At 29.8% G+C, this 23,639-nt stretch carries 27 protein-coding genes and 3 pseudogenes; 20 read left to right on the top strand and 10 right to left on the bottom strand.

Annotated features, from left to right (window positions below; genetic code table 11):
• Positions 1–4: 4 nt before the first annotated feature.
• The 6 genes from VIM70_RS03740 (at position 5) to VIM70_RS03765 (ending at position 5,051) form a co-directional block, all read left to right on the top strand.
• Positions 5–559: a hypothetical protein gene (locus VIM70_RS03740; protein ID WP_331944249.1), complete on the top strand. Its 555-nt coding sequence runs from the start codon at positions 5–7 to the stop codon at positions 557–559.
• A gap of 1,148 nt (positions 560–1,707) precedes the next feature.
• Positions 1,708–2,253, top strand: a complete 546-nt coding sequence (locus tag VIM70_RS03745) for a hypothetical protein (protein WP_331944251.1) — start codon at positions 1,708–1,710, stop codon at positions 2,251–2,253.
• 149 nt (positions 2,254–2,402) lie between these two features.
• Positions 2,403–2,555 carry a hypothetical protein gene (locus VIM70_RS03750; protein ID WP_331944253.1) on the top strand — a complete coding sequence of 51 codons (153 nt, stop codon included), beginning with the start codon at positions 2,403–2,405 and terminating at the stop codon, positions 2,553–2,555.
• A 137-nt stretch (positions 2,556–2,692) separates the two neighbouring features.
• The gene (locus tag VIM70_RS03755) at positions 2,693–3,919 is read left to right on the top strand and encodes a ComEC/Rec2 family competence protein (RefSeq protein WP_331944255.1); all 1,227 of its coding nucleotides are present in this window, start codon (positions 2,693–2,695) and stop codon (positions 3,917–3,919) included.
• Positions 3,920–4,126, top strand: coding sequence for a DUF3006 domain-containing protein (locus VIM70_RS03760; protein WP_331944257.1), 207 nt, complete (start codon positions 3,920–3,922; stop codon positions 4,124–4,126).
• 148 nt (positions 4,127–4,274) lie between these two features.
• Entirely contained in the window at positions 4,275–5,051 is a 777-nt protein-coding gene (locus VIM70_RS03765; RefSeq protein ID WP_331944259.1) for a DUF4046 domain-containing protein, read from the top strand.
• A 248-nt stretch (positions 5,052–5,299) separates the two neighbouring features.
• Here VIM70_RS03765 and VIM70_RS03770 read toward each other — a convergent pair whose 3' ends face one another.
• From VIM70_RS03770 to VIM70_RS03780, 3 genes are read right to left on the bottom strand one after another with little or no spacing between them, the layout of a single operon-like run.
• Entirely contained in the window at positions 5,300–5,665 is a 366-nt protein-coding gene (locus tag VIM70_RS03770) for a hypothetical protein (RefSeq protein ID WP_331944261.1), read from the bottom strand.
• 12 nt (positions 5,666–5,677) lie between these two features.
• Positions 5,678–6,613, bottom strand: a complete 936-nt coding sequence (locus tag VIM70_RS03775; RefSeq protein ID WP_331944263.1) for an RNA ligase family protein — start codon at positions 6,611–6,613, stop codon at positions 5,678–5,680.
• Positions 6,613–7,425 (bottom strand): Ku protein, encoded by an 813-nt coding sequence (locus tag VIM70_RS03780; protein WP_331944265.1) that lies wholly within the window; start codon positions 7,423–7,425, stop codon positions 6,613–6,615. Before VIM70_RS03780 ends, VIM70_RS03775 begins: the two co-directional genes overlap by 1 nt.
• Positions 7,426–7,625: 200 nt before the next feature.
• Here VIM70_RS03780 and VIM70_RS03785 point away from each other — a divergent pair, with 200 nt between their 5' ends.
• Positions 7,626–8,876, top strand: a complete 1,251-nt coding sequence (locus VIM70_RS03785; protein WP_331944267.1) for a DNA polymerase IV — start codon at positions 7,626–7,628, stop codon at positions 8,874–8,876.
• Positions 8,877–9,779: 903 nt separating this feature from the next.
• Here the strand turns inward: VIM70_RS03785 and VIM70_RS03795 are convergent.
• From VIM70_RS03795 to VIM70_RS03810, 4 genes are all read right to left on the bottom strand, one after another.
• Entirely contained in the window at positions 9,780–10,079 is a 300-nt protein-coding gene (locus tag VIM70_RS03795) for a spore coat protein (protein WP_331944269.1), read from the bottom strand.
• A gap of 1 nt (position 10,080) precedes the next feature.
• Complete coding sequence (locus VIM70_RS03800) at positions 10,081–10,299, bottom strand: hypothetical protein (protein WP_331944271.1); 219 nt, start codon at positions 10,297–10,299, stop codon at positions 10,081–10,083.
• A gap of 258 nt (positions 10,300–10,557) precedes the next feature.
• On the bottom strand, positions 10,558–10,809 hold the full coding sequence (locus tag VIM70_RS03805) for a hypothetical protein (protein WP_331944273.1): 252 nt from the start codon (positions 10,807–10,809) through the stop codon (positions 10,558–10,560).
• A gap of 740 nt (positions 10,810–11,549) precedes the next feature.
• Positions 11,550–11,918 carry a phage holin family protein gene (locus VIM70_RS03810; protein ID WP_414648656.1) on the bottom strand — a complete coding sequence of 123 codons (369 nt, stop codon included), beginning with the start codon at positions 11,916–11,918 and terminating at the stop codon, positions 11,550–11,552.
• Positions 11,919–12,339: 421 nt separating this feature from the next.
• Between VIM70_RS03810 and VIM70_RS03815 the strand changes: the two genes are divergently transcribed.
• From VIM70_RS03815 to VIM70_RS03825, 3 genes are all read left to right on the top strand, one after another.
• Complete coding sequence (locus VIM70_RS03815; RefSeq protein WP_331944277.1) at positions 12,340–13,335, top strand: DNA polymerase IV; 996 nt, start codon at positions 12,340–12,342, stop codon at positions 13,333–13,335.
• Between the two features lie 88 nt (positions 13,336–13,423).
• Positions 13,424–13,582: a DUF3006 domain-containing protein gene (locus VIM70_RS03820; RefSeq protein ID WP_331944278.1), complete on the top strand. Its 159-nt coding sequence runs from the start codon at positions 13,424–13,426 to the stop codon at positions 13,580–13,582.
• Positions 13,583–14,220: 638 nt separating this feature from the next.
• On the top strand, positions 14,221–14,409 hold the full coding sequence (locus VIM70_RS03825; RefSeq protein ID WP_331944279.1) for a hypothetical protein: 189 nt from the start codon (positions 14,221–14,223) through the stop codon (positions 14,407–14,409).
• A gap of 1,069 nt (positions 14,410–15,478) precedes the next feature.
• Here VIM70_RS03825 and VIM70_RS03830 read toward each other — a convergent pair.
• Positions 15,479–15,853 carry a hypothetical protein gene (locus VIM70_RS03830; protein WP_331944280.1) on the bottom strand — a complete coding sequence of 125 codons (375 nt, stop codon included), beginning with the start codon at positions 15,851–15,853 and terminating at the stop codon, positions 15,479–15,481.
• An 821-nt stretch (positions 15,854–16,674) separates the two neighbouring features.
• Here VIM70_RS03830 and VIM70_RS23385 point away from each other — a divergent pair.
• The 5 genes and pseudogenes from VIM70_RS23385 (at position 16,675) to VIM70_RS03850 (ending at position 18,293) form a co-directional block, all read left to right on the top strand.
• The gene (locus tag VIM70_RS23385) at positions 16,675–16,821 is read left to right on the top strand and encodes a hypothetical protein (protein WP_414648655.1); all 147 of its coding nucleotides are present in this window, start codon (positions 16,675–16,677) and stop codon (positions 16,819–16,821) included.
• Positions 16,800–16,904 (top strand): annotated as a pseudogene (locus tag VIM70_RS23390) (DUF2382 domain-containing protein); the annotation flags it as partial. The gene VIM70_RS23385 and the pseudogene VIM70_RS23390, both read left to right, overlap by 22 nt.
• 11 nt (positions 16,905–16,915) lie before the next feature.
• A pseudogene (locus tag VIM70_RS03840) lies at positions 16,916–17,289 on the top strand (manganese catalase family protein); the annotation flags it as partial.
• Positions 17,290–17,335: 46 nt separating this feature from the next.
• Positions 17,336–17,863: a hypothetical protein gene (locus tag VIM70_RS03845; protein ID WP_331944281.1), complete on the top strand. Its 528-nt coding sequence runs from the start codon at positions 17,336–17,338 to the stop codon at positions 17,861–17,863.
• 28 nt (positions 17,864–17,891) lie between these two features.
• Positions 17,892–18,293 (top strand): GerW family sporulation protein, encoded by a 402-nt coding sequence (locus VIM70_RS03850; RefSeq protein WP_331944283.1) that lies wholly within the window; start codon positions 17,892–17,894, stop codon positions 18,291–18,293.
• 638 nt (positions 18,294–18,931) lie between these two features.
• Here VIM70_RS03850 and VIM70_RS03855 read toward each other — a convergent pair.
• Positions 18,932–19,189: pseudogene (locus tag VIM70_RS03855) on the bottom strand (transposase); the annotation flags it as partial.
• Positions 19,190–19,460: 271 nt separating this feature from the next.
• Between VIM70_RS03855 and VIM70_RS03860 the strand changes: the two are divergent.
• From VIM70_RS03860 to VIM70_RS03875, 4 genes are all read left to right on the top strand, one after another.
• Positions 19,461–19,718, top strand: coding sequence for a spore coat associated protein CotJA (locus tag VIM70_RS03860; protein WP_331944284.1), 258 nt, complete (start codon positions 19,461–19,463; stop codon positions 19,716–19,718).
• On the top strand, positions 19,708–19,986 hold the full coding sequence (locus VIM70_RS03865; RefSeq protein ID WP_331944285.1) for a spore coat protein CotJB: 279 nt from the start codon (positions 19,708–19,710) through the stop codon (positions 19,984–19,986). Before VIM70_RS03860 ends, VIM70_RS03865 begins: the two co-directional genes overlap by 11 nt.
• A gap of 3 nt (positions 19,987–19,989) precedes the next feature.
• The gene (locus VIM70_RS03870; RefSeq protein WP_331944286.1) at positions 19,990–20,571 is read left to right on the top strand and encodes a manganese catalase family protein; all 582 of its coding nucleotides are present in this window, start codon (positions 19,990–19,992) and stop codon (positions 20,569–20,571) included.
• A 741-nt stretch (positions 20,572–21,312) separates the two neighbouring features.
• Entirely contained in the window at positions 21,313–21,504 is a 192-nt protein-coding gene (locus VIM70_RS03875) for an EscE/YscE/SsaE family type III secretion system needle protein co-chaperone (RefSeq protein ID WP_331944288.1), read from the top strand.
• Positions 21,505–21,750: 246 nt separating this feature from the next.
• Here VIM70_RS03875 and VIM70_RS03880 read toward each other — a convergent pair whose 3' ends face one another.
• Positions 21,751–23,238, bottom strand: a complete 1,488-nt coding sequence (locus tag VIM70_RS03880) for a class I SAM-dependent methyltransferase (RefSeq protein WP_331944290.1) — start codon at positions 23,236–23,238, stop codon at positions 21,751–21,753.
• Between the two features lie 232 nt (positions 23,239–23,470).
• On the opposite strand from VIM70_RS03880, the gene VIM70_RS03885 reads away from it, so the two are divergent.
• The coding region (locus tag VIM70_RS03885; RefSeq protein WP_331944292.1) for a sugar phosphate nucleotidyltransferase at positions 23,471–23,639 on the top strand (169 nt) is incomplete at its 3' end.

Here is a 23,639-nt window from a genome sequence, read left to right on the forward strand (position 1 = left end):
TAATGTGAAAAAGGTTTTTAAAGAACTAAAAGAACTACCTATAGTGGAAAAGATCATACTAGCACTATTTATGATTCTATACCTATCAAGTAAAGTAGTTCCAGAAATTTCACATTCTACTCAAGAAATTCAAATCTATATGACAACCTATTTTTCTGAAAACAGACTGGGACTTATAGTAAATATTACATTTATTTTAATAGGAATATATGCAACAATTACTTCAGTGTTTGGTTCAACCAATTCTACAGCAACATCAAGGTTGGCAGAGAAGGGTTTAACACTGAAATACATAAAATATATAGCACTTGCAATTCTTTCTGCTTTTATTTTACCTTTATACATCATATTTATAGATAATAAAAATGTCTATTTATTAATATTTCTACTAGTATGGCTAATAACATGCTTAATACGATTTTTAATAATTATTTTATTAATGTATTATTATAATGTGGAAACATCTCAGAAAATTGATAAAGATGAGTATGAAAATTACAACAAAATGATGGATGTTTTAACTCAGATAAGTATTGATATGAAAAATCAAAACAAGTAAATATAAGGTAAAATTGATGATATATCAAGTAAGTTACAAACTGAATTTTTTTATTGTAAAAAAGGAGCAACAAATAAATACTGATTTTAAAGCTGGAAAAATGATTAACCAATATAATTCTGCTATATAAATAAACCCATAGCTTAATTTCTAAAGGGCTATGGGTTTATTTATTAAACATTTATAAAGTTCGTGTTTTAATGCATTTAACGAACTTTAGCTATATTACTAGCTTTCATAACCTCATTAAATTATATAAGAACTGAACTTTATTGAGTTGCAGTGAAGCTAAGTTAATAGATATTTAAGAAATTTAGAAAAAAGTTTTATTGAAGATTCTTTCTAATTGTATTCTTACTCGTATTAATTACCTATTACCTATAATTCTCTAGTAAATCGTCTCTAGAAATTGTGGCTACAATTGTGTACGGTTCGCTTCCACCATACATACATAAACAATAATTTTGATACAATGGAAAACCCTTGAATTCAAGGGTTTTTGTTGTTTTTTTTGGTACTTTAGAGTAGGGATTTTTAAGATTTAGAGATAAAAATATGGATTAAATTAGAATAAATGCACACAACTATGGATTTTGAAGTTAGGGGTGTGCATTTATAGATGGGGGTGTGCACTTTTTAGCGGAATTATAAAGTCATTCTTGAAATGTTACCTTGGGACAAGTCACTTGGAACGCATGGCTAGGATTTAGAAGAAAAGCCTTGCTGAAAAATATGGAATTAGTAAATTAGATTATGCTACAATAAATAGCCGACAATGGGGTTGGGACATTAGAGTAGTTAGAGGGGAGTAATGAGGTGGTGGAGATGTAGGTGAGGAATCTTCAGGAACAAAATGAAATGAATTACCGAAAATTAATTAACGGTTCAAGATGAGTTATTGCCCTGGAACGATAAAAATATCGTTTAGAACATTGTAATGCCTAAAAATGCAAATTTAGAAAAATAAAGAAATCCACATAAAATGGGCATGAAAATATTTTAAATTTTACATAAGATAAAAGAAATATAAAAATTAAAATAATTAAAAAATAATTGTTGACTTACACATAAAATTGACGTAAAATGAAAACATAAAACAAGAGATTAATAATATAAAACTTGAAAACGGCTCACAAAGGAGGATTAATATGAATCAATACTCAATGAGAGTAATTATTATTAACCAAGAAGTTGAATGCGATTTAAGACAGAGAAAAACATTTATTTTACATACAATTGGTGTATGTAATTCAAAATGGAAGGCATCAGAACAAAATGTGAAATTTATCGATGAAAATGATTGTGTTGTCAACGAAAAATCTATTTCTTTTACAATGTATAGCGAAAATGAGTTAAGCACTCCTGGGCGTGCGCTTAAGCTATTCAGTCAGCTATTAATAAAAGAAAATGAGGAATTTAAAGATGATAGTAAGTTTTTTAGAGATCATTTGTCGAATGGGAAATTGTTTAAAACTTTTCCGATTTTAGACTTAACAGAAAATAAGAAAGATAATGCTACAATTGTTGATCCAAATGATATCGATGATGGAGAATTCTTAAAGGCATTAATTGATTACGTTTTAAAGCCTAAAACACCTTACACACCACAACTTAATATTGAAAGAAATGCAGTTAACCAAATGAAACTGTTAGTTTTAAATAGTGGGATTTTAATTATAAATGAGGAGGAATGATAATATGACCTAAAGAGTTAAATGAATTTACATTGGAGATGATTACTGATGGAAAAAGAGTATGGGTATGAAGAAATTTTGGATATATTCAATCCTAATTGCACAAATGATCAAAATACCCCGATTTAATGAGGAAGGGAGGATATTTTATGGATAAACTGATAGAACAGGAAATTGTCGAGATATATAAAGCTAGAAAACAAACAATACGGCAGATAGCAAAATCCTATGATTACGGGATAGAAACGGTAAGGCGTGTTTTACTCAATGAAGGATATTCAAATGGTCTAAAGAAGCGCTAATAAACTAATAAGAGGAATATTGGTAAGCGGTTAATAGCAGTCAAGGTGACAGTTTATTAATTGCTTACAAAGTAAATGTAAGCATGATGATAAAGAGCTGGTATAACCTATAATAAAAAATATATGAGGGGATTAAGATGAAAAATATGAAAAAGTTTTTAAGTTTTATTTTGGTATTAATGGTTATGTTCAGCTTAATTGCCTGCTCAAGTACATCTAAAAATACCACGCCAACAGAGTCGACCTTAAAAACAGAGACAAATAAGACTATAACTAAAGAAGTACCTGCACAGAAAGAAAATATAACATCAGTTAGTAATGGTAAAAAGACTGTAACTGGAACTCTAAAGGTTTCGTATATGGATGTTGGGCAAGCAGATAGTATTTTAATACAACAAGGTTCAAGTTCTATGTTAATAGATGCAGGAAATAATGAAGACTCAAGTACCGTTAAAAATTATATATTTAATCAAGGTATAACAAAGTTAGACTATGTTATTGGTACGCATCCACATGAAGATCATATTGGCGGTATGGATTATATTATAAATTCTTTTAAAATTGGGAAAATATATATGCCAAAAGCTACATCAAACACTAAAACTTTTCGAGATGTAGTAAGTGCCATAAAAGCTAAGGGAATGAAAGTTACAGTGCCGACAGTTGGGGAAACTTTTAAAATAGGAAATGCAACAGCTACAATTTTGGCACCTAATAGTAGTGGCTATAAAGATTTAAATAACACTTCAATTGTAATTAGACTAACGTTTGGTAATAATAGCTTTATGTTTGATGGAGATGCAGAGGATGTTTCTGAGAATGAAATGCTATCTAAAGGTCTTAATGTAGGTGCGGATGTGCTTAAGGTGGGACATCATGGTTCTAACTCTTCAACTACAGAAGCTTTTTTAGACAAAGTTAACCCTAAATATGCTATCATCTCAGTTGGCAACGGTAACAGTTACGGACACCCTCACAAATCCACAATGGATAGATTAAAAGCTAAAGGAATTAAAGCGTTTAGGACAGATGAGAATGGCACAATTATTGCAACATCAGATGGTAAGAACATAACCTTTAATACTAAACCTGGTAGTTATGCTTTTGCAGGAATAGGCTCAAGTGCTTCTAGTAACAGTTCCTCAAGTAGTGGAAGTTCTACGGTTAAAACTGCTCTCACTCCAGTACCTATAGCAGCGAATAACAGTAAAATTGTATATTATACTCCTTCAGGAAAATCGTACCACTTCAGTAAAAGTTGTAGTACATTATTAAGAAGCAAGACTATATTAAGTGGAACATTAGGTGAAGCGCTAAGTTCTTCACATAGTGACCCATGTAATATATGTGCAGGAGGGAATTAAGTGAGAGTTATTATTGATAGATTTGAGGGATCTTACGCAGTGTGTGAAAAAGATGATAGAACTATGATGAATATAAAAAGAGTTAACTTACATACTAGTGCTAAAGAAGGAGATGTACTAAGTATTGATAATAATAGGATTACTATTAATATAGAGGAAACTAAAAAAAGGCTTAGAGAAATTGAAAAGTTAACTGAGGATTTATGAGAATAAATAATAACATTAACGTAATATATTGCCTTATAGAGTAGAGAAAAAAGTCTACTTTATAGGGTATTTTATTTTAATTTTCACTATAAAATGATTGATATTAAGAAGGTTTGTCAATAATTTAGAGAGTAAGGGGGTTATTGATATGCCTAACAATTTTCAAATTAATTTTACTAATTTAGATGATATAGGAATATATGAACTTTTATTGCAAGGTAGAATTCCAAACTTTCCATCAGGGTTTTGGGCTAATAGGAGTGTAGAAGAATCAAAAGATGTTGCTATTAAGTTATTAAAATATTTAATAGATGAAAGGCTTAAATTTAACAAAGAAGATGTAAAGAGGGAAATATCCAAGATGTTCTTAACCAAGTACAAGCTCCATACTGCTTCAAAGTTATTTGGACGTTCAGCTATTCGTTATATAACATGCACTTATCCAGAGGTGGAATATATGCCTTGGCAATTTAAACATGATAAAGTACCTCAAAACTACTGGACACAGGAAGAAAATAGAATTGGTGCTTTAAAATATGTGTTTGAAGTAGAACTTAAATGGGGCATTGATGACATTAAAGAAAATCTGAACTGGGAAATTTTGAAGAAGCAAGGATTATTAACACTCTGGTCTTATTACCCGAGTATACATCATATCTGTGATGCAGTATATCCAGGAATGATAAAAGATTGGGAATTTAGACACTCCGAAGTATCTGATTACTTTTGGCATGATATAAAAAACAGAAAAAAGGCTGTAAAATGGTTAGTTCATAAAAAATTAAAGCTGAATCAAAGGCAAGCACCAAGTATACTGAAAAAAGAACATTTTTCACAATATGGACTAAGTGGGCTGCTTTGTAATCAATATAGCTGTTCAGTAAAAAAAGCTATAAATGAGGCATTTAGTATAAAAGGTCTATAATAAATACTGAGAAAACAAAAATATTAAAAATTAATGATTTTAAATTTAGAAAACACAAGATATGTAATGTAATTTATACGTTGTGTAGGCGAATAGTATTATTAATGTGAGCCTTAGGTATTATATTTTAATTTTGGGGTAGTAGTATGGCCCTTCTGTTAAGTGGTACAGCTCCAAGAGGTAATCATGTCTATGACTTATGGAAAAACTAAAAGAGCCAACTAGGCTCTTTTGCATTGTTTACATTATTATTTATCGTAAAAATCATACTCGCCATCAAATGCAATTTCTTCAGTAGAACAATTAGGTGATTCAGTTAAGGCTTCAATTTGATCTTCCAAATATATAATTTTATCTGTCATATATGCATTTGTGTCGGTATTGTCATGCAAACTCAAGTCTAGTGCATCAAATAACTTTACTTTTTCTAAATCAGTAAGATTTGAAACTAATACAGTACAATCTTCTACATGCCGATCATCTGCAATCATTAAAGCCTTATCTCTAAACATATGTCCTTTCGAAGTTGTAATATCAATTTTTGCTATATCTTCATTGTCATCAATTAGAGTAATATTACTATTTTTGTATTTAATTTGGCTTTCATTATACATAATATATCTCCTTTAATTTATGGTACAATCTTTAGGATCTTTATCATCTCTCAGACCTTTGAATACGGGTTGTCGCAATGAACCATTTGCTGTTTTCATCATAAATTTTACAATGCATACAAGGCTAGGTTCTATCCATACTGCATTATCATTTCCAGAGGGCACTTCATTAAAGGGTTGTGAGCTTAATATGGGTGTAGATTTTATTAATTGAAAGTCTTCTGTAGATAGTCCCAGCGTAACATGACCTTTGTAAACCAACTCTTTTTTCAAATATTGACCAAGTACAATGCTTATGACGCCTCCACCTTTAAGAATATATCCACATACTACAAAGTCATCGTCCTGGAGGTATTTAATTTTAATCCAATCTTTTGTACGTTTGTCGAAATAATATTTACTATCTTTTCTTTTGGCAACAATGCCTTCTAATAGATTTTGCTTAGCAAGCTGATAAAATTCAACCCCTCGTTCTTCTATATATCGAGAAATTGCAATGCGCTCATTTTCCTTAATAACTTTTTCAAGCAACTTTTTACGTTTCATTAAAGGTAAATCAGTGACCGAGTGATCATCATAGTAGAGAATATCAAATGCTGTAAAACTAGCCGGCAGTTTTGATGATGCAAGTTGGATTTTAAAGGTGTTTGACATTAGTGACCGTCGCTGAATTTCATAAAAGTCTGGAACCCCATTCTTAATAACTATCAATTCACCATCTAATATACAACGTCTTTTGACCTGTTTGTGTATACTCGATAGTTCTGGTACTTTAATAAGCATCTTAATATTTCTTTTGTTGCGCAGTTCGGTTATGTCTTTATCAAGGTATGCGATACAACGTTCACCATCTAGCTTTAGCTCATAGATATAATCAGGACTGTCAAATGCCTCTTGCATCTCACCAATTAACATAGGTTTAATGTTTTTATTCTCAAACAAGTCCATTAGGCACCTTTTGGTGTTCTTTTACGAGTTGGCTTAGACTTTGGATTTTCTTTAACTTTATTTTGCTCAATACTAGCTTTTAGTGCATCCATAAGATTAATTATATTGCTTGGAGCTTCAGATTTAGAGGCAACAATTTCCTTGCCAGCTATTTTTGTTTCAAGCAAACCTCGTAACTTCATTTGATACTCATCTTTATATTTAGCAGGATCGAAAGGAGTAATCATGGAGTTGATTAATGCTTTTGCCATAGTGAACTCAGCCTCTACTAACTCTGGTTTATTGTATGATTTAGCAAGGTCTTTAATTTCGTCTTCATAATACATTGTAGAGATTAATATTCCATCCTCACGGGGAATTATTGCAAGTAAAGTTTCTTTTGTTCCCATTACAGTCTTACCTATTGCAATCTTTTGCTCAGACATAAGGGCTTCACGTAAAAGTTCAAAAGCTTTGTCTCCACCAGCTAAAGGAGTTGCTTGATACGTTTTATCATAATAAATAGGAGATATTTGATTAAGTTGTGCAAAGTGCATTATTTGTATAGACTTCTCTTTTTCAGTTTTGATTTTTTCTAAATCGTCATCCGTTACAACTACGTAATGATCTTTATCATATTCATAGCCTTTTATAATATCTTTTGTTGTAATTTCCTTACCACAATGACTACAAGATTTTTTATATTTTATCCTTGAATTATCTTCTTTGTGTAATTGATTAAAATGTATGTCATTGTCTTGCGTCGCGGTATACATGGATATCGGTATAGCAACAAGGCCGAAAGATATTACTGTTTTATGAGCTACAGCCATTATTAACACCTCACTTATTTTTTAATTAGTATAACCATAACGTAATCTATTTACTATTGGTTTGATGTGAACACAACGAAATACATATATTACTAAAAAAGGTTATCAAATTTACTTCTAAAAAACTTTATAGTAAGGTATACTTAATGAGAACAAGTGTTCAGAAAAAATATAGAACTGATTTGAAAGGAAGATGATTTATGAGCAGATTAATATTTCATATAGATGCAAATAGTGCATATTTATCCTGGGAAGCTGCTTATAGACTTCAACAGGGTGAGCAATTAGATCTTAGAACAGTTCCATCTGTAATAGGTGGAGATGAGGAAAGCAGACATGGTATTGTTTTAACTAAATCTATACCTGCTAAAAAGTTTGATATTCATACAGGTGAAACTTTATATAATGCTAGGGCTAAATGTCCAGGGCTAGTAATTGTACCTCCGAGATATTGGTTATACATGAAATGTAGTGCTACAATGCATCAAATATTTCAAGAGTACACTCCCAAAATACAAAGATTCAGTATAGACGAAAGCTTTTTAGATTTTTCTAATATGGAGCATTTATATCCAGATTATATGGAGCTCGCTGAAACTATAAAAGCTAGGATAAAGAACGAGCTTGGGTTTACAGTTAATATAGGAATATCAAATAATAAGTTGTTAGCAAAAGTAGCATCGGATTTTAGGAAGCCGGATAATATTCACACCTTATTTCCTAATGAAATTAAAACTAAAATGTGGCCATTACCAGTTGAAGATTTGTTTATGATAGGTAGAGCTACAGCGCCCAAATTGCATAATCTAAATATCAATACAATTGGAGAATTAGCGAATTATAATATAGAAATTTTAAAGAATAAATTGAAGAGCCATGGTCAAGTAATTTGGAATTATGCTAATGGTATTGAATGCTCAGAAGTTAGAAAGAGTAATTATATTGAAATGAAGGGTATAGGTAATTCTACAACAATAGCCTTTGACGTAGAAGATTGTGATACGGCTCATAAAGTATTGTTATCCTTGTGTGAAACAGTGTCTATGCGTTTAAGAGATTCACAGAACTGTTGCACTGTAGTAAGTATAAGTGTTAGAGGTAGTGATATGATCTCATATTCTCGTCAGAAGAAATTGAAAGTAGCAACTGATTCAACTCGTAAAATACATGACGTAGCTTGCTATTTATTTGATAATGTTTGGAAAGGTAATCCGATAAGGCATTTGGGGGTTCATATCACCGATTTTTGTGGTAATGACTTTTATCAATGTTCTTTACTTGATACTTTTGATTACGTGAAGGATAGCAGATTAAATAAAGCAATCGATGAAATTAGACTAAAATACGGTCATAAAGCTATTAGTAGATCTTGTTTTATTCATTCAGGGCTTAGCCCAATGTGTGGAGGTATAGGAGAAGACGATTATCCGTTGATGAGCGCAATGCTATAAAGCTTAAATAAATAAAAATGCTGCACTCGGGGGGACCCCAATGCAGCATTTTTTATCAATCAATTAATTGTAAGGTTGGTATATATAAATTATTGACTATTTTCCAAATATTATTCATTAGCAAAAGCTAAGGTTGAGGAGTTAGTTAAGATACAGTTAAATGAGACTAATAACAACGATAATAGCAATATAAATACAAATAATATAAATGTACAGCTTGAATTTAAACAAGCCTGCATATAACCAGGTTTGTTCAATAATTCCAGGTTTATTCAATAATCCTATTTAGTCTATCTTTTTCATTACTAAATAATATTGCGTCGTCTAAACACTCAATATCTTTATTATTTAATTTATATAATTCAACTCCTAGTTCAGATAATAAATTATTTTTATATATTTCAAGTTTAATTCATTCCTCCTTTATAATAATTATACTTTTTCCACTTATATCCAATCAAAAGGAGATACAATTATAGATCTTACAGAAAACTAAGCTGCTGTGCAAAAGGCAAGGACATATTATGAATACCTTATAAATATGGATGATGACCCTGATGTATTAGAGCCATTAAAGTTTCTACGAGAAAAAGAAATTGCACAAACTATAAATCTATTAAATGTGATTCATTTAGACAAAGTAGACTACTAGTAATAATACTTGAAATACTCTTAGTAAGAACATATTATTTTCATATATATTTTGTACTTAATTGCAAATACTACAATTTCAAACCATCAGGAATAATTTTTAATAAGTGAGGAGGGGCTTGCCTCATGCTCCTCCATTTAATTTTTGTGTATACAAATGAAATACTGCATTAGCACACCCAATGCAGTATTTTATAAAATCGCCTATGGAAATTATAATTCCAAAGGTGGTTCACTTTAAATGTAAATAAATTATTTATTCTCAACTGTAGTTTCAGATTTTTTATAAATATCTGCTAATTGCTGTGAAGGTTTATTATAAGGTGTTGCCCATCCACGGTTTACAGATAGGGCTGTTAATGCTGAATGACCACCTATTATGCCATTTAAACTAGTTGAATATAATGCTCTTAATTCAGGTGTCGAACTTGTCAAAGTTGCAGCTAGATATGCATCTGCTGCACTTGTTGCAGAACCAATCATATTTCCAGCTATTACTTCATCATTAATATCTGTATTTCCTTTAACAATATTGTTCATTAAAGTCCCCATATTATTTTGTCCCTCCTGTAATTGCTACTTGGTTTTCGTTAATAAATTGTTGTACTCCTTTTATTCTTCCTTCCATTGCTAATACTCCAGTTTCAGCTTGCTTTTTTAAATCTTCATCGCTAATTAGATTTTTCATTACTTTAGCAACAGCCAAACCGTCTTTTTCCATAGTTAATAAAGATGTAAGGGATAATAATTCGCCTTCTGATAGTTGTCTCATATTAATACCTCCGGAATTATAAAATTTTACTACGTTATATTATGTGCAATATAAAATTAATTAACCTATAAACCTAATTTAAAACGAAGTGGTTCCTATCATTCATAAAAATCATATTCACCATCAAATGCAATTTCTTCCACTTAATCATCAATTAGCGTCACCATTTAATTAATTTCATATACGGCATCAGCTTTAAACTCTTTAGCTTTTTTTATATCCATAATTTTTATTTATCCTCTTAATCTAATACTTAGTTTATTTTTTACCTGCTGCTCTAATAGCTTTTGAACGTGCATTAAATTCTTTGACATCTTCTGGAGTGCTAGAATTAATATTATTAGTCATAGTAGACATATCAGTGCTTGAATCGTCCTTGGATGCATAAGATTGTTCATTACTTAGTACCTTTACTGAACCAACCTTAAAACCAGTTGATTCTTTACTTGATTGTAAAGTAGCACCACTAGTGCTACTGCTTACATTAGCGTTTTTATTTTTATTATTCATAAGTATTCTCCCTCCAAATATATAAGTTACACTGTATTTCTCAGTGTATACTATAGCTTACCCATTTCTATAAAATTTAGTTTTAAAATAGCTATTATTATATGGTACAATCTTTAGGTGTTTTATCGTCTCTAATACCCTTGAATACAGGTTGTCACAATCCACCATTGCAGTTTTCATCTTAAATTTTCAATACACACAAGTTTAGGTACTAGCCAAACTGCATTATCGTTTCCAGAAGGCAATTCATTAAAAGGTTGTGTGCTTAATTGGTGTGTAGATTTTATTAATTGAAAATCTTCGGTAGATAGCACTAAAGTAACATGACCTTTGCATACCAATTCCTTATTTAAATATTGGCCAAGTACAATGCTTATGAAATCACCACCCTTAAGAATATATCCACATACTACAAAATCATAATCTAATAAGTACTTAATCTTAATCCAATCCTTGGTTCGCTGTATTAATGGTAAGTCTGTAACTGTTTGATTATCATAGTAGAGAATATCAAATGCAGTAAAATTCGCTGGTAGTTTCGATGATGGTGTCTTCTCCTTTTATTTCACAATATATCCATATAACTTTTAATTATGACACTGACATGTGAATATGAAAATATAAAATTTCTTCTTCAACTAGGGGTAGCGCCAACATTACCTACAATGTTGGCGCTACCCCTTAATGTAAATAGAGCAACTAATAGTTATATAAATATTAGTTGCTCTAAAAACTTAATATTACATGGCCCTACCAGGAAGTATAGCATCTAATATTCCAATTACAATTGAAGCAAGTATTGCGCCTGTAATAGATACTGCCATTCCAGGAACTATATATTGTGCTATAAATAATATTATAGCTGCAATTACAAAGCCTTTTAAACCTTTTCCAAATGGTGATGCATCAATGCCCATAATTTTTTCAGCTGCATAATCAATTAGAGATATAACTATTGCAGCTAATATAACTGATCTTAGACCCACAATTACAAAGCCCGGTGTTAAAAACGATGTTATTGATAATATAATTGAAGTTACTACAAATCTTATTAATAAGCTTATAAAGCTACTTACGGTACCTTTATTCTCTTTTTTATTTTCCATAATTAAAATACCTCCTTACTTTTTATTTGGTATAACAATTTCATTTGTTATCTTATTTTAGGTTAAAATATTTTGTATATTTATATATTAACCAAAAAGTTTGATTTGTATTTAATTAAAAAATATTTATTTAGTATAGTATTAAATTTACTTACTATTAAATTGCTCGCAAAGGTTAAAAGATTAGTCTCCACCAGCTAAGGGGTAGCTTGATATGTTTTTAAGTCATTATCCGTTACAACTATTATGATCTTTGTCATATTAATAGCCTTTTATAATATCTTTTGTTGTAATCTCTTTACTGCAGTGACTAACTAAATCGATACCTGCTAAAAAATTTGATATACATAAAGGAGAAACTTAATATAATGCTAGGGCTAAATGTCCTGGGATAGTAATTGTACCTCCGTGATATTGGTTATACATGAAATGTAGTGCTGAAATGTATCAAATATTTCAAGAGTACACGCCCAAAATACAAAGATTCAGTATAGATGAAAGCTTTTCAGATTTTTCTAATATGGAGCACTTATATCCAAATTATATGGAGCTTGCTGAAACCATAAAAGCTAGAATAAAGAACGTGCTTGGGTTTACGGTTAATATAGTAATATCAAATAATAAGTTGTTAGCAAAAGTAGCATCGGATTTTAGGAAGCCTGATAATATCCACACCTTATTTCCTAATGAGATTAAAACTAAAATGTGGCCATTACCTGTTGAAGATTTGTTTATGGTAGGTAGAGCAACTGCGCCCAAACTACATGGCTTAAATATTAACACCATAGGAGAACTAGCAAATTATAATTTAGATATTTTAAAGAATAAATTAAAGAGCCACGGTCAAGTAATTTGTAATTATGCTAATGGCATTGAGTGCTCAGAAGTTAGAAAGAGTAACTATATTGAAATGAAGGGTATAGGTAATTCTACAACAATAGCATTTGACGTAGAAGATTGTGATACGGCTCATAAAGTATTGTTATCCTTATGTGAAACAGTATCTATGCGTTTAATGGGTTCACGAAACTGCTGCACTGTGGTTAGTATAAGTGCCAGAGGTTCTGATATGATATTTTATTCTCGTCAGAAGAAATTGATAGTAGCTACTGATTCGACACGAAAAATACATGAAATAGCTTGTTATTTATTTGATAATGTTTGGAAAGGTAATCCAATAAGGCATTTGGGGGTTCATATCACCGACTTTTGTGGTAATGATTTTTATCAGTGTTCTTTACTTGATATTTTTGATTATGAGAAAGACATTAAGTTAAATAAGGCCATTGATGAAATCAGGCTAAAGTATGGGTCTCAATCTGTAGTTCGCTCTTGTTTCCTTCATTCAGGACTAAATAGTATGTGTGGTGGAATTGCAAATGGTGAGGAAGATTACCCATTAATGAGTGCAATGCTCTAAGGGTGGGGTAAAAGCTAGTTGATAATGAGCCTATGTCAGTTATAAAAATAGATAAAGTAATGATAAAAAGTAGCTATTGATTGAGGGTATGTTTAAGGAAGATGGGCAAATGCTAGATATTGAAAAATCTAAAATCTCTATTACAGCTAAAGAGGGGGATGTTCTTAATATAACTAATGATAAGATAACTATATATATTGGAGAAACTAAAAAAGAAAAAAGAGGTATAGGAATAGGAATTTACTAAGAATTTGTGGGAATAGTTTTATAGAGCAGAAATGCTCTTTTTTTATTCATCTAAATACAGATTTTGCATAGAATTTAAAGGAAATCAACCTTATTTGTTGAATATTGGTAGTGTTGTAAATGTTAAAAAATGACCTGATGGAACTTGAATATAAAGCAAGAGTTTGAATGCATAAAACATAATAATATAATAAAGGAATATATAGATAATTCCAAGACTCGATAAAAAGTTTCTAAAATCAGTGATTAAGAACTTTAAAGGACAAAATATTGATAAGACGATAAAAGAAATTAAAATGTATGCTATATAGGAACCAGATCAGGCAATCATGGAGGCAAGAAAAAAAGGCATGGTTCGCTATAAAGCTTATAAATTTAAAATTAATTAAGTTAATGTATTTGCTATGAGATCGAATTTATAATAAGGATATTATTTTATGTAAAAACAAATAAATATCTGATAGATAAAGAAAATCTTTGTTGGATATATGATTTTTATAAGGCTAGAGCAGAAATTAGTTAGATGTATTAAATAACATCGTAGCAAACGAGTGAAGATTAAGAAAAGAAATCAAACAGTAATGCGCAGTTTAAAAAAGTATAAACAAGTCATTGAAGAGTGTGGGAAGGTGAGACGTAATGAAATCAAATCCAATAATAACAAGTATAATAACAAGTTTAATTGTAAGTACGATTACGTTTATTTTAGGATTAAGATCTGGTAAAAATCAATCAGATAGACCAAAGCTTAAGGAGGTTTATAGAAATCTTACAGTACACTTTGAAAAACTAATTTTTGCTATAGGTAATTCAGAATCAATACTCTAATAAAGCACCAATGCACATTCCTTCGCCAAGTACGTTGGGCTAAGGTTCGGTGCGGATGTTGTTATTGATGCGGTTGGAATGGATGGTAAAAAGACACCATCGAAGTTATTGAGCAAAAAATAAGATTATAGGCAGAACAATTAGCCCTATAAAAATCGCTATGGATGATGTAAGAAAACTTGGAACAATGCAATTTACAGGAGTTTATGGTGCTAAATATAACCAGTTTCCTTTAGGAAACATATGGGAAAGGAATATTACCATAAAAATGGGCGCCGGTTATTCACTATATGCCTATGCTACTTTATATGATAACAAAAGGGTAACTTGACCCCAGGAAGATTATTTCTCATAAAATTCCGCTTGATCAGGTAAGTAAAGCATATAATATATTTTATAATCATGAAGATGAATTCATTAATCATTCGTTAACTATAATATCAGATATTATATTTAAAGATTAGTGTTATTTATGCAGCAGACCTACCATTAAAAGATTAAAATCTCAATAAATATTGACCAAAGGGGTTCAAGAGGAGGTGCCTTTTACGCAAAACCTATTTCAATGCATATTAGTATCACTTTGTTGCCCAGACATATACATAAACTACAATAACTAATTGTAAAATCTTGCAAAACCCTTGAATTGAGGGGTTTCTGTTATTTGCAGGAAAATTACAAGGAAAAAATTATGCCTGGATATAAAAGGCTCTAGGTCTAAATTATAATAAATGCACACCCCTATGAATTGAATTAAAGGGTTATGCACTTTTTAGCAGAATTATATGTTTCCTCATATTTAAGTATTTGCCTTGTTTTAGTACTAATAAAGGTATTATCTTACAATAAAGAAAAATTAATAAATGAATAAGATAAAATTAATTTTTAGATGTAACCACCTTTAATATTTAAATGTGGTGGTTACATTTTTTCTCATTTTAAAAGGAAACGAAATATTATCTGCTTATCTTATAATATCTCTAATTATGAATACAATAGATGGACAACCCTTAATATAATCTAAAAGGGTAATCCCATAACGATTATCAAATTTCTAATTTAAATTTTCTTAATAATAAGGATAGTAATCGTAAGGGTAAGGGTATGGGTAAGGGTAAGGGTAGTATGGGTAGTATGGGTAAACAAAGAATGGGAAAAGAGGATTAAAATTTCCACCGCCATGACCAAAATTACCGCCGCCACCTCCGTACCCATGTTGTCTTCCAAGAATGTCTTCTTCTCTTTCTGTTGGATAGTCTGTGGATTCATCCAGTTGCTCCAACTTTGGCTCAATAATTGGCGGCTGCATTTGCTGCCGCATTTGTTGTTGCATTTGCAATAGTACTTGTTGTCGATAATACATTATGCTTGAATCTATAGCTGGTTGCATCATATAAGGGTAAGGTTGATATGTTGAATTACTTTCATTTATTTCTTCTTGCAAAATAAATCCTCCTAGATAAATTCTTCAATAATATTATATTCACTGGATACGGAAAGGTGAATAACTATTAAATTTGGTGACATTTATATTAAAAGATATAGATTTTTTTATTAAATCAACAGAGTATAAGGCTAAAGTAAATATAAATAAGTAGAAATAAGAAAATTTTATAAAAAGAAGTGAAGAAAATGCAATGGTAATACAGTCTATATAACACGATTTGAAATGGTATTTGGAACGGTGTGACAGAATATGATAAAAACAAAAAAGCAAAAAGGCTATAAAACTACAATAAATTTTTAAATCACCTATGACAACAATTTTCTAATATTTATAAAGTCTGCGAATTAAATTATTTATAATCATTAGAAACAAATATTCAATCTGATTTTATATATAGTTTAATCGTTTGTACGGAAATATACATATCACGAATAAAAGAGAACTAACTTTATGATTCATTGGTTACTAGGAAAGTTTTTCAAATAATACATTAAATAAAATATTCATATATTAATATTTAATTACTATAAAAAAACTACATTAAGGCAGCAAACCTAATGTAGTTTTTCTATATAATCAAAAAAAAAAAGGATATTACTAGTATGTGCTATTTGGAAAAATATATTTACACAAGATTTAAGAATGCTATAGAAATTTTTAGCATAACTTTTACTTTTTTTCATATAAATGTGAACATTTTAAAAGTGTAATGGATATCATATATAGAAAATAAATATATCATTCTCCTTTATAGCTTAGCATAATGCTAGGCTTTTTTTATTGTTTCCATTAAAATATTAATTAATGGAGGTATTTATATGAATATATTAGGTGGATTTTTCGAAAAAGATTTAAAAGCTAAAAAAGAAATTATTGGTGGTGATGATAAACTATATTTAAGAAAAGAAGAGCTTGATATAGTAATTGAAGAAGAGACTAAATTGCAAGTGATTCACCAATTATAGAAGAAGAAACAATTAAAATTCCTGTTACTGAAGAGAATGTTAATGTAGATAAACATACAGTAGTAACGAGTGAAATTTCTGCTCTAAGATCAAAGGATCTGAAGAACTAAGTCATATGGAAATGGTAGCAGAAACTATTAACTTAATAAATGGACACCATGTAGATAATGAGGATGTGAGTGTTGGAGAAATCCAAACTCTTGTTCAAGCAGGATTATCGCCTGTTTTAAGAGCAAAAGTTGTATATCAAAACTTATATCGTCAAATTGATGATAAGTATGTAAAGAAACAATAGATTTTTTATAAAATAAGTTTAAAGATACTGGGTCAAATAAGAGCTTTGGGGTTACAGAAGACTGCAGATTATATTTTGATTTATCAACACCAGGTAAGTATTTCGATGCACCAAATCCAAAAGCACCAATTTATGAAGGAAACTTATATCATATATTTAAACTTATTGGTTAAACTATTAGAGATTTAGATAATTTATTATAATATGGAGGTATCTTCTATGAGCTTAATTTTTTTGATATTATTAATTGTAGTGATTTTAATAATATTATTATTTACTGTAGCTGTAAGGGTTAAGGTAGTATTTGATACTTCTAAAACGAATTTAAGTTTGACTTTAATATGGTTGCATTCATTTTTAAAAGCTTTAATTACTATTGAGGATAAAAAGCCAATCTTGACAATATATTTATTGAATAAAAGATTATTTAAGATGACATTATTTAAGAAAGGATCATTTAAGAAAAGATTAAAAAAAGGAAAAGTTAATGGAACAAGGTTTGTCAAATTAATTGATTCAAAGGACATTCATGTTAACACCTACTATGGCTTTCGTGATCCATTTACAACAGGCATTACTTGTGGGGCGATTAATGCCGCGTCACAATTTATAAATATAGAAACCATTAATCATGTACCAGATTTCACAACTGAAAATGACTATATTTACTTTGATGCAAGTGCAAAGGTGAATTTAGGATCAACCCTATTAAAATATCTAGATTCAAACAAAAGGTTAAAGAAATAAAAAAATATTAGATTAGGAGGAAAACAAAATGGATCAAGGTTTAAATTTATCTCAAAATATTGATACTTTATTTTCTAATATCGAAAGATTTACTAAGACAGAAGGTGTTATCGGTAAACCTGTTACACATGAAGATAAAACATTTATACCAGTAATTTCAGTATCAGTAGGGTGTGGTGGTGGTAATACCGCTAGTAAAATGCCACAAGGTGGTAATGCACCTGCTCAGGGAATGGCCTCTGGTGCTAACATGGCTGGTGGTGCATTAGGACTTGGTGCTAAAATTACTACAGATGCTATTATAGTAATTGATAAGGGAAATATATCAATGATGACTATGAGTGCAACTGGAAATGCTACACAACTTTTAGACAAGATACCAGAAATGGTTAAGGGAATGACTCAGCAGCAACAGAATAAACAGTCATAGCTGTGTTACCTTTAAAAGAAAATAAAATTAATAAACTATTTAAATAATTGTAAAATAACAGATATTATCAGCACAATAATTTATACTGACATATGAAAGTCCAATTACACTTAATTGGGCTTTTCAACAGTCTATTATTTGGTTTTTATGTATATCACTAATGAATGTAAGAAAGGTAGTATCACTGTGCAGCATGTCGTTAATATTATGCTTCTTTAAGTTCACATTTTGGGAATTTATATATATTATTGACGCTATGATTTGCCCTATTATAAATATACAAATAAACATATTTATAATAATTGGAATTAAATATCCTATAAAAATGATACTTAAAACTATTACTTTTTTCTTGATTAACAATTGCAATACTATGGATGTTATTAATGTAAATACTGGATATCCCAACCTGAAAATAAAATAATAAGTAATCCTAATATAATATTAATAATTTTTTTGCTTTTCATATTACCTCCCTATTATCTAAGTTAATTGGGCACAATATTTAACTATTATATGCTTATTTAATTATATAATATAACAATATAATTATTCAATTTTAAAATCTTTTAACTTTGTATCACTAAAAGATGAAATGAATGTGTCTGAACTAACAAATGCTTGGTTTTAACAGTATTGCTATTATAGCAAGGTGAACGTGTAAAGTCAGTGAAGGTCTTTCGGCAGGACTTACAGATATATCTTTGCTTACCATTGAATTTTCCATATCTTGATACCTTATCATGCCAACAACATGGGCAGACCTTTCCTTTGGAAAATCTATTCTCCTTAACTTCGTTTGTAACCTCAGTAGTAAATGAACCCAATATAATAACTTCTTCAAGATAGGCTAATATTTCTTCCTGTCCTGTAGTCCCCAAAACTTCTAAATCCATTTTTTACCGACTCTACACTTGGCATAATAAGACCTCCGTAATCATTTATATAGTCTTTTTATACCATATTATTCAAAATACATACATTTTCAACATCTTTATTAAACATAGCCTAATTTTAAAGGGATGCATTTTAAAAATGGATTACTTTTAAGATTTGTATTGCAATGTTATAATCATTAATAAGAAATTTTAATAACAAATTATGATCACTTTTCAAAAAACTTGAATATAATAATGTACACTCAACAATATTATATGGAGGATTAACTTGGAACAGAATGAAAATAGAAAAAATGAAACAAAATGTTCAACAATGAATAACTGTATTCCACAAGAAACTGTAATAAAAAATGTAAGATTAGCTGCTGCGTACGTTCCCTATCAGAACCTTTGCACAATTTTCTCGCCCATAGAAGCGATTAAAAGAGGAACTGTTTTTCCAGAACTTTTTAGTCCATATGACGGAGAGGATAAAAAACACCATCCATTAAATTCAAGTAAAAAGGAGAGAACTTATGAAGAATAGTATGGATCTCTTGAAACAAATTGTTGCTACAGAATTTATGAAAGAAGACCTTGCTTTATTTCTTAATACTCATCCAATGGATCAAGAAGCTCTAGCAAAATATAATTTTTATGTGATGGAGTCCAAAAGATTAAAAGAACACTATGAAATGAATTTCGGAATGTTATCAGAGCACGACTCTCTCAGCCCATATCCATGGCAGTGGTCAAATAATCCATGGCCTTGGGAATATGAAGCTAATTTCAGTTTTGAAAGGGAGGGTATGTAATTTATGTGGACATACGATAAGTTTTTACAGTATCCAGTGAAAATTAAAAATCCAAATCCTGCAATGGCAAAAATTATTATTACTCAATATGGGGGACCAGATGGTGAATTAGGTGCTTCATTAAGATATCTAAGTCAAAAATTTTCTATGATTACTCCTCAAGCAATAGCATCATGTAATGATATCGGAACAGAAGAATTAGCTCATTTAGAAATGGTTGGTGCCATGGTTAGGCAACTAATGAAAGGTGCTAGTCTTGAAGAAATTGAAAAAGGTGGCATGGCAGGGTATTATGTAGACCATGGTCGTGGAGTATACCCTATAAGTGCTGCCGGTGTTCCCTTTAATGCTTCTTATCTTCAATCAAAAGGAGATCCAATTGTAGATCTTACTGAAAATTTAGCTGCAGAGCAAAAAGCTAGGGCAACTTATGAATATCTAATAAATATGGCTGATGATCCGGATGTATTAGATCCATTAAAGTTTTTACGCGCAAGAGAAATTGTTCATTATCAAAGATTTGGTGAATGTCTTAGAATTGTTCAAGATTACTTACAAGAACCTCATTTATTTACAATGAAATAAGGACAATACTAGTAAGTTATAAAATTAATATGTACTTACTTTTGTTTGCATCCATACTTTAAATAGTTCTATTTTAGCATAAACACAAAAACAGAATCAATAAAAAATATAATATTTTTATTGTTTCTGTTTTTACTATTATTAAATCACCATTTGTAGTGCTTTGAAAAAATGTGTGATTCCTATTATATATGTGTTTTTTTTCACTACTCTATGCCAACATATATGTACATATTTATTATTATACGGGCTACAAAATAAGCTCCTCACAATTATTCGCTAATTCAACAATATTTCATGCCAAGGCTTTAGTATACCTTGTCTAAAAAAATAAGTAGGCTGATCATACATTTCACGAAACCTACTGTTAAGGCCATAGTGAAGGGTCTTTAATTGGTATGAGTGCAGAAAAAAAGTAAAGGTAGGTGCATTTATTTCAGTTAAAGGAATAGAATATTCCATCTGCGCCATTGCTTGTAAAGGGAGCAAAACAATCATATAAGAACGTTATAAAACTTGTAAATCACATAAAGAAGGTAGCAAAGGAAGATAAGTCAGGGGTTATTATTATTTTAGGATAATAAGGAATTTTTAATATAGCAGTCATTACAAGTTTTTAAGTCAGGGTATATAATAAAAAATAAATTAAATTATCATGTATTTTTTATTCTAAATTGTAAATAATATTTATTGTAGCCAATTTCTAAATACATATTTTAAAAATTAAGGAGGTATACTCAAATGCAAACTAAAAATGCTAAACAGCATGTTCAAGATGTAACAAATCATCTTCAAGAAGCTAAAAATTGTTTAAACAATGCACTTAGTTCAGTAGAGAAACCTGAAAATAAGCAAAAAATTCAAAATACGCTTAATTCAGTAGATACTGCTTTACAAAATGCAAATACTACAATTTCAAGCTATCAGGAATAATTTTAGTAAAGGAGGAGCTTGCCTTATGCTCCTCCTTTTAATTTTCACGTTTATAATTAATTTTTAAAAATGCAATTTATAAATTTATTGTTTTAAATATTTTCCGAATCTTTTCCTCCCAATTTTCACAAATATTCTTCAAATCTTCGGATTAATATAGAATACTCAATTTTATCAATAATTGGTGATGAGGTATTATTAATAATAACTATTTGTTCAGTATACTTAAAGTGTGAATTATTCTTGTCAAGGTCGGTACAAAAGAGGTTCCAAATATCTATTACCTAAATAATCTAATTCACAGAATTTACGAAGATTATAAAATTGTTCGTCATAAGTGTAATTTAAAAATTTATTGTAAACATCAATTAATTCTATAGTTTTTTTGTTCTTATCATATTCGGTCATTCCACTCCAAATACCATTGACATTCTTTCTGTATATCGTCATTGCTTTTCTGATGTGGCCTATTTCTCCCAACATTGAAAATACAATATTAAGCATCCAATCGCCAACGAACATTTCAAAAAATCCATTAGGAATATGATTAAAATATTTGCTATAATAAAAACAGCAGGAGATATTTCCTATAAAATTTATGCTTGTTATATCTGATGTATTGAAAATATCACCTTTAATTTGTTGCTGTATATTATAAAAGTCAAATTCATCTCCATTTTTAATTATTATATCATCGAATGAAATAGAGCATTCTGGGTGGCTTTCCATAAAATCTATATGAGTTTGTATTTTGTTCTCATCATCCCAGTAATCATCACCGTCAATTAACGCAGTATACCTACTTTTGTCACAAGCTATTAACAACCGCTTTAAATTTTTTACCATGCCTAAATTTTCTTCACTTCTCAAATATTCAATAGTTACATTTTTGCCAACTGCTACATTATTAATATAGTCTTCAACAATCCCAGCTGTACCGTCGGTGGATTTATCTTCACAAATAATAATATTTAAGTTAAAATCACCCTTTTGTATAATTATTGAATTAAGACATTCAACTATATATTTTTCGTGGTTATATGCTAGTACACCTACATTTACGGTAGTCTTTTCCCCTTTTGTTTTTTTCTCTATCTCATGCAACCTAGAATATAGATTTTTCAATTTAGCTGATATATCAATTACTGCACTGTTTAAATTTTTCTGGTTTTTCATTAGTATACCGAAATTATTTGTTTCAAATAATATTATATAATCACTTTTATATTGATCATAGCAGCGTTTTATTGAATCCCTGTTTATGCAGTCAATTACAATGATTCCACCCTCTCTTATTTGTGGTGTGTAATTATTAATATCAGCCTGTACACTTTCAAAATCATTGTTACCATGAATATGAAGCATATCAATTTTTATATCTTTGAAATATGGAGCAGCTTCTGTGGAAGTTTTTCTTAAAATTTCAACAACATTAGAAAGTTTAAATACTTCTGTATTCATTACTACCTGATTAAACATGACTTCAAAGTTTATGCCTTGTAAAGGTTCAATTCCATAAGCTTTCCCTTCATTATCTTTAAATGCCTGAGCAACAGAAAATAGACTCCTACCTTTATATACGCCAATCTCCACGTAATTTTTCAACTTAAGGAAAGATGCTAAATATGCCATAATATAACATTTGGATAATGGGTCACCCTTTTCACCATCATTAAAAAAAGAATGGCTTTGAATATCTTTAAGTCTATTAAATAGACTGTATTCCCATTGCATTGTCTTCACTCCCATTTTGTATTGTTTGCTAATTTCTACTTGTTAACATTTAATATCGCATTATTATATGTTAATTTAATTAAAAGTGTACAGGCATTGTTTAAAATTTATAAGGCACCAAGCTTGTACACTTTGAATATATTATTTTGATAACTTTAATAATATTTAATATCGTGGATTTAAGTAAGTCTATGAATAAATTATAAGACGTAAAATTTATAAGGAGGCAAAAATGAAAGGTATTATTTTAGCTGGAGGTAACGGAACAAGACTATATCCAGTAACAAAAGCAATATCAAAACAAATACTCCCAGTATACGATAAGCCAATGATATATTATCCATTATCCGTATTAATGCTTGCAGCTATAAAAGAGATATTAATTATTTCAACACTTAGAG

Origin of the sequence: Clostridium sp. (assembly GCF_036569345.1) — a bacterium.
Classification (GTDB): domain Bacteria; phylum Bacillota; class Clostridia; order Clostridiales; family Clostridiaceae; genus Clostridium_AD.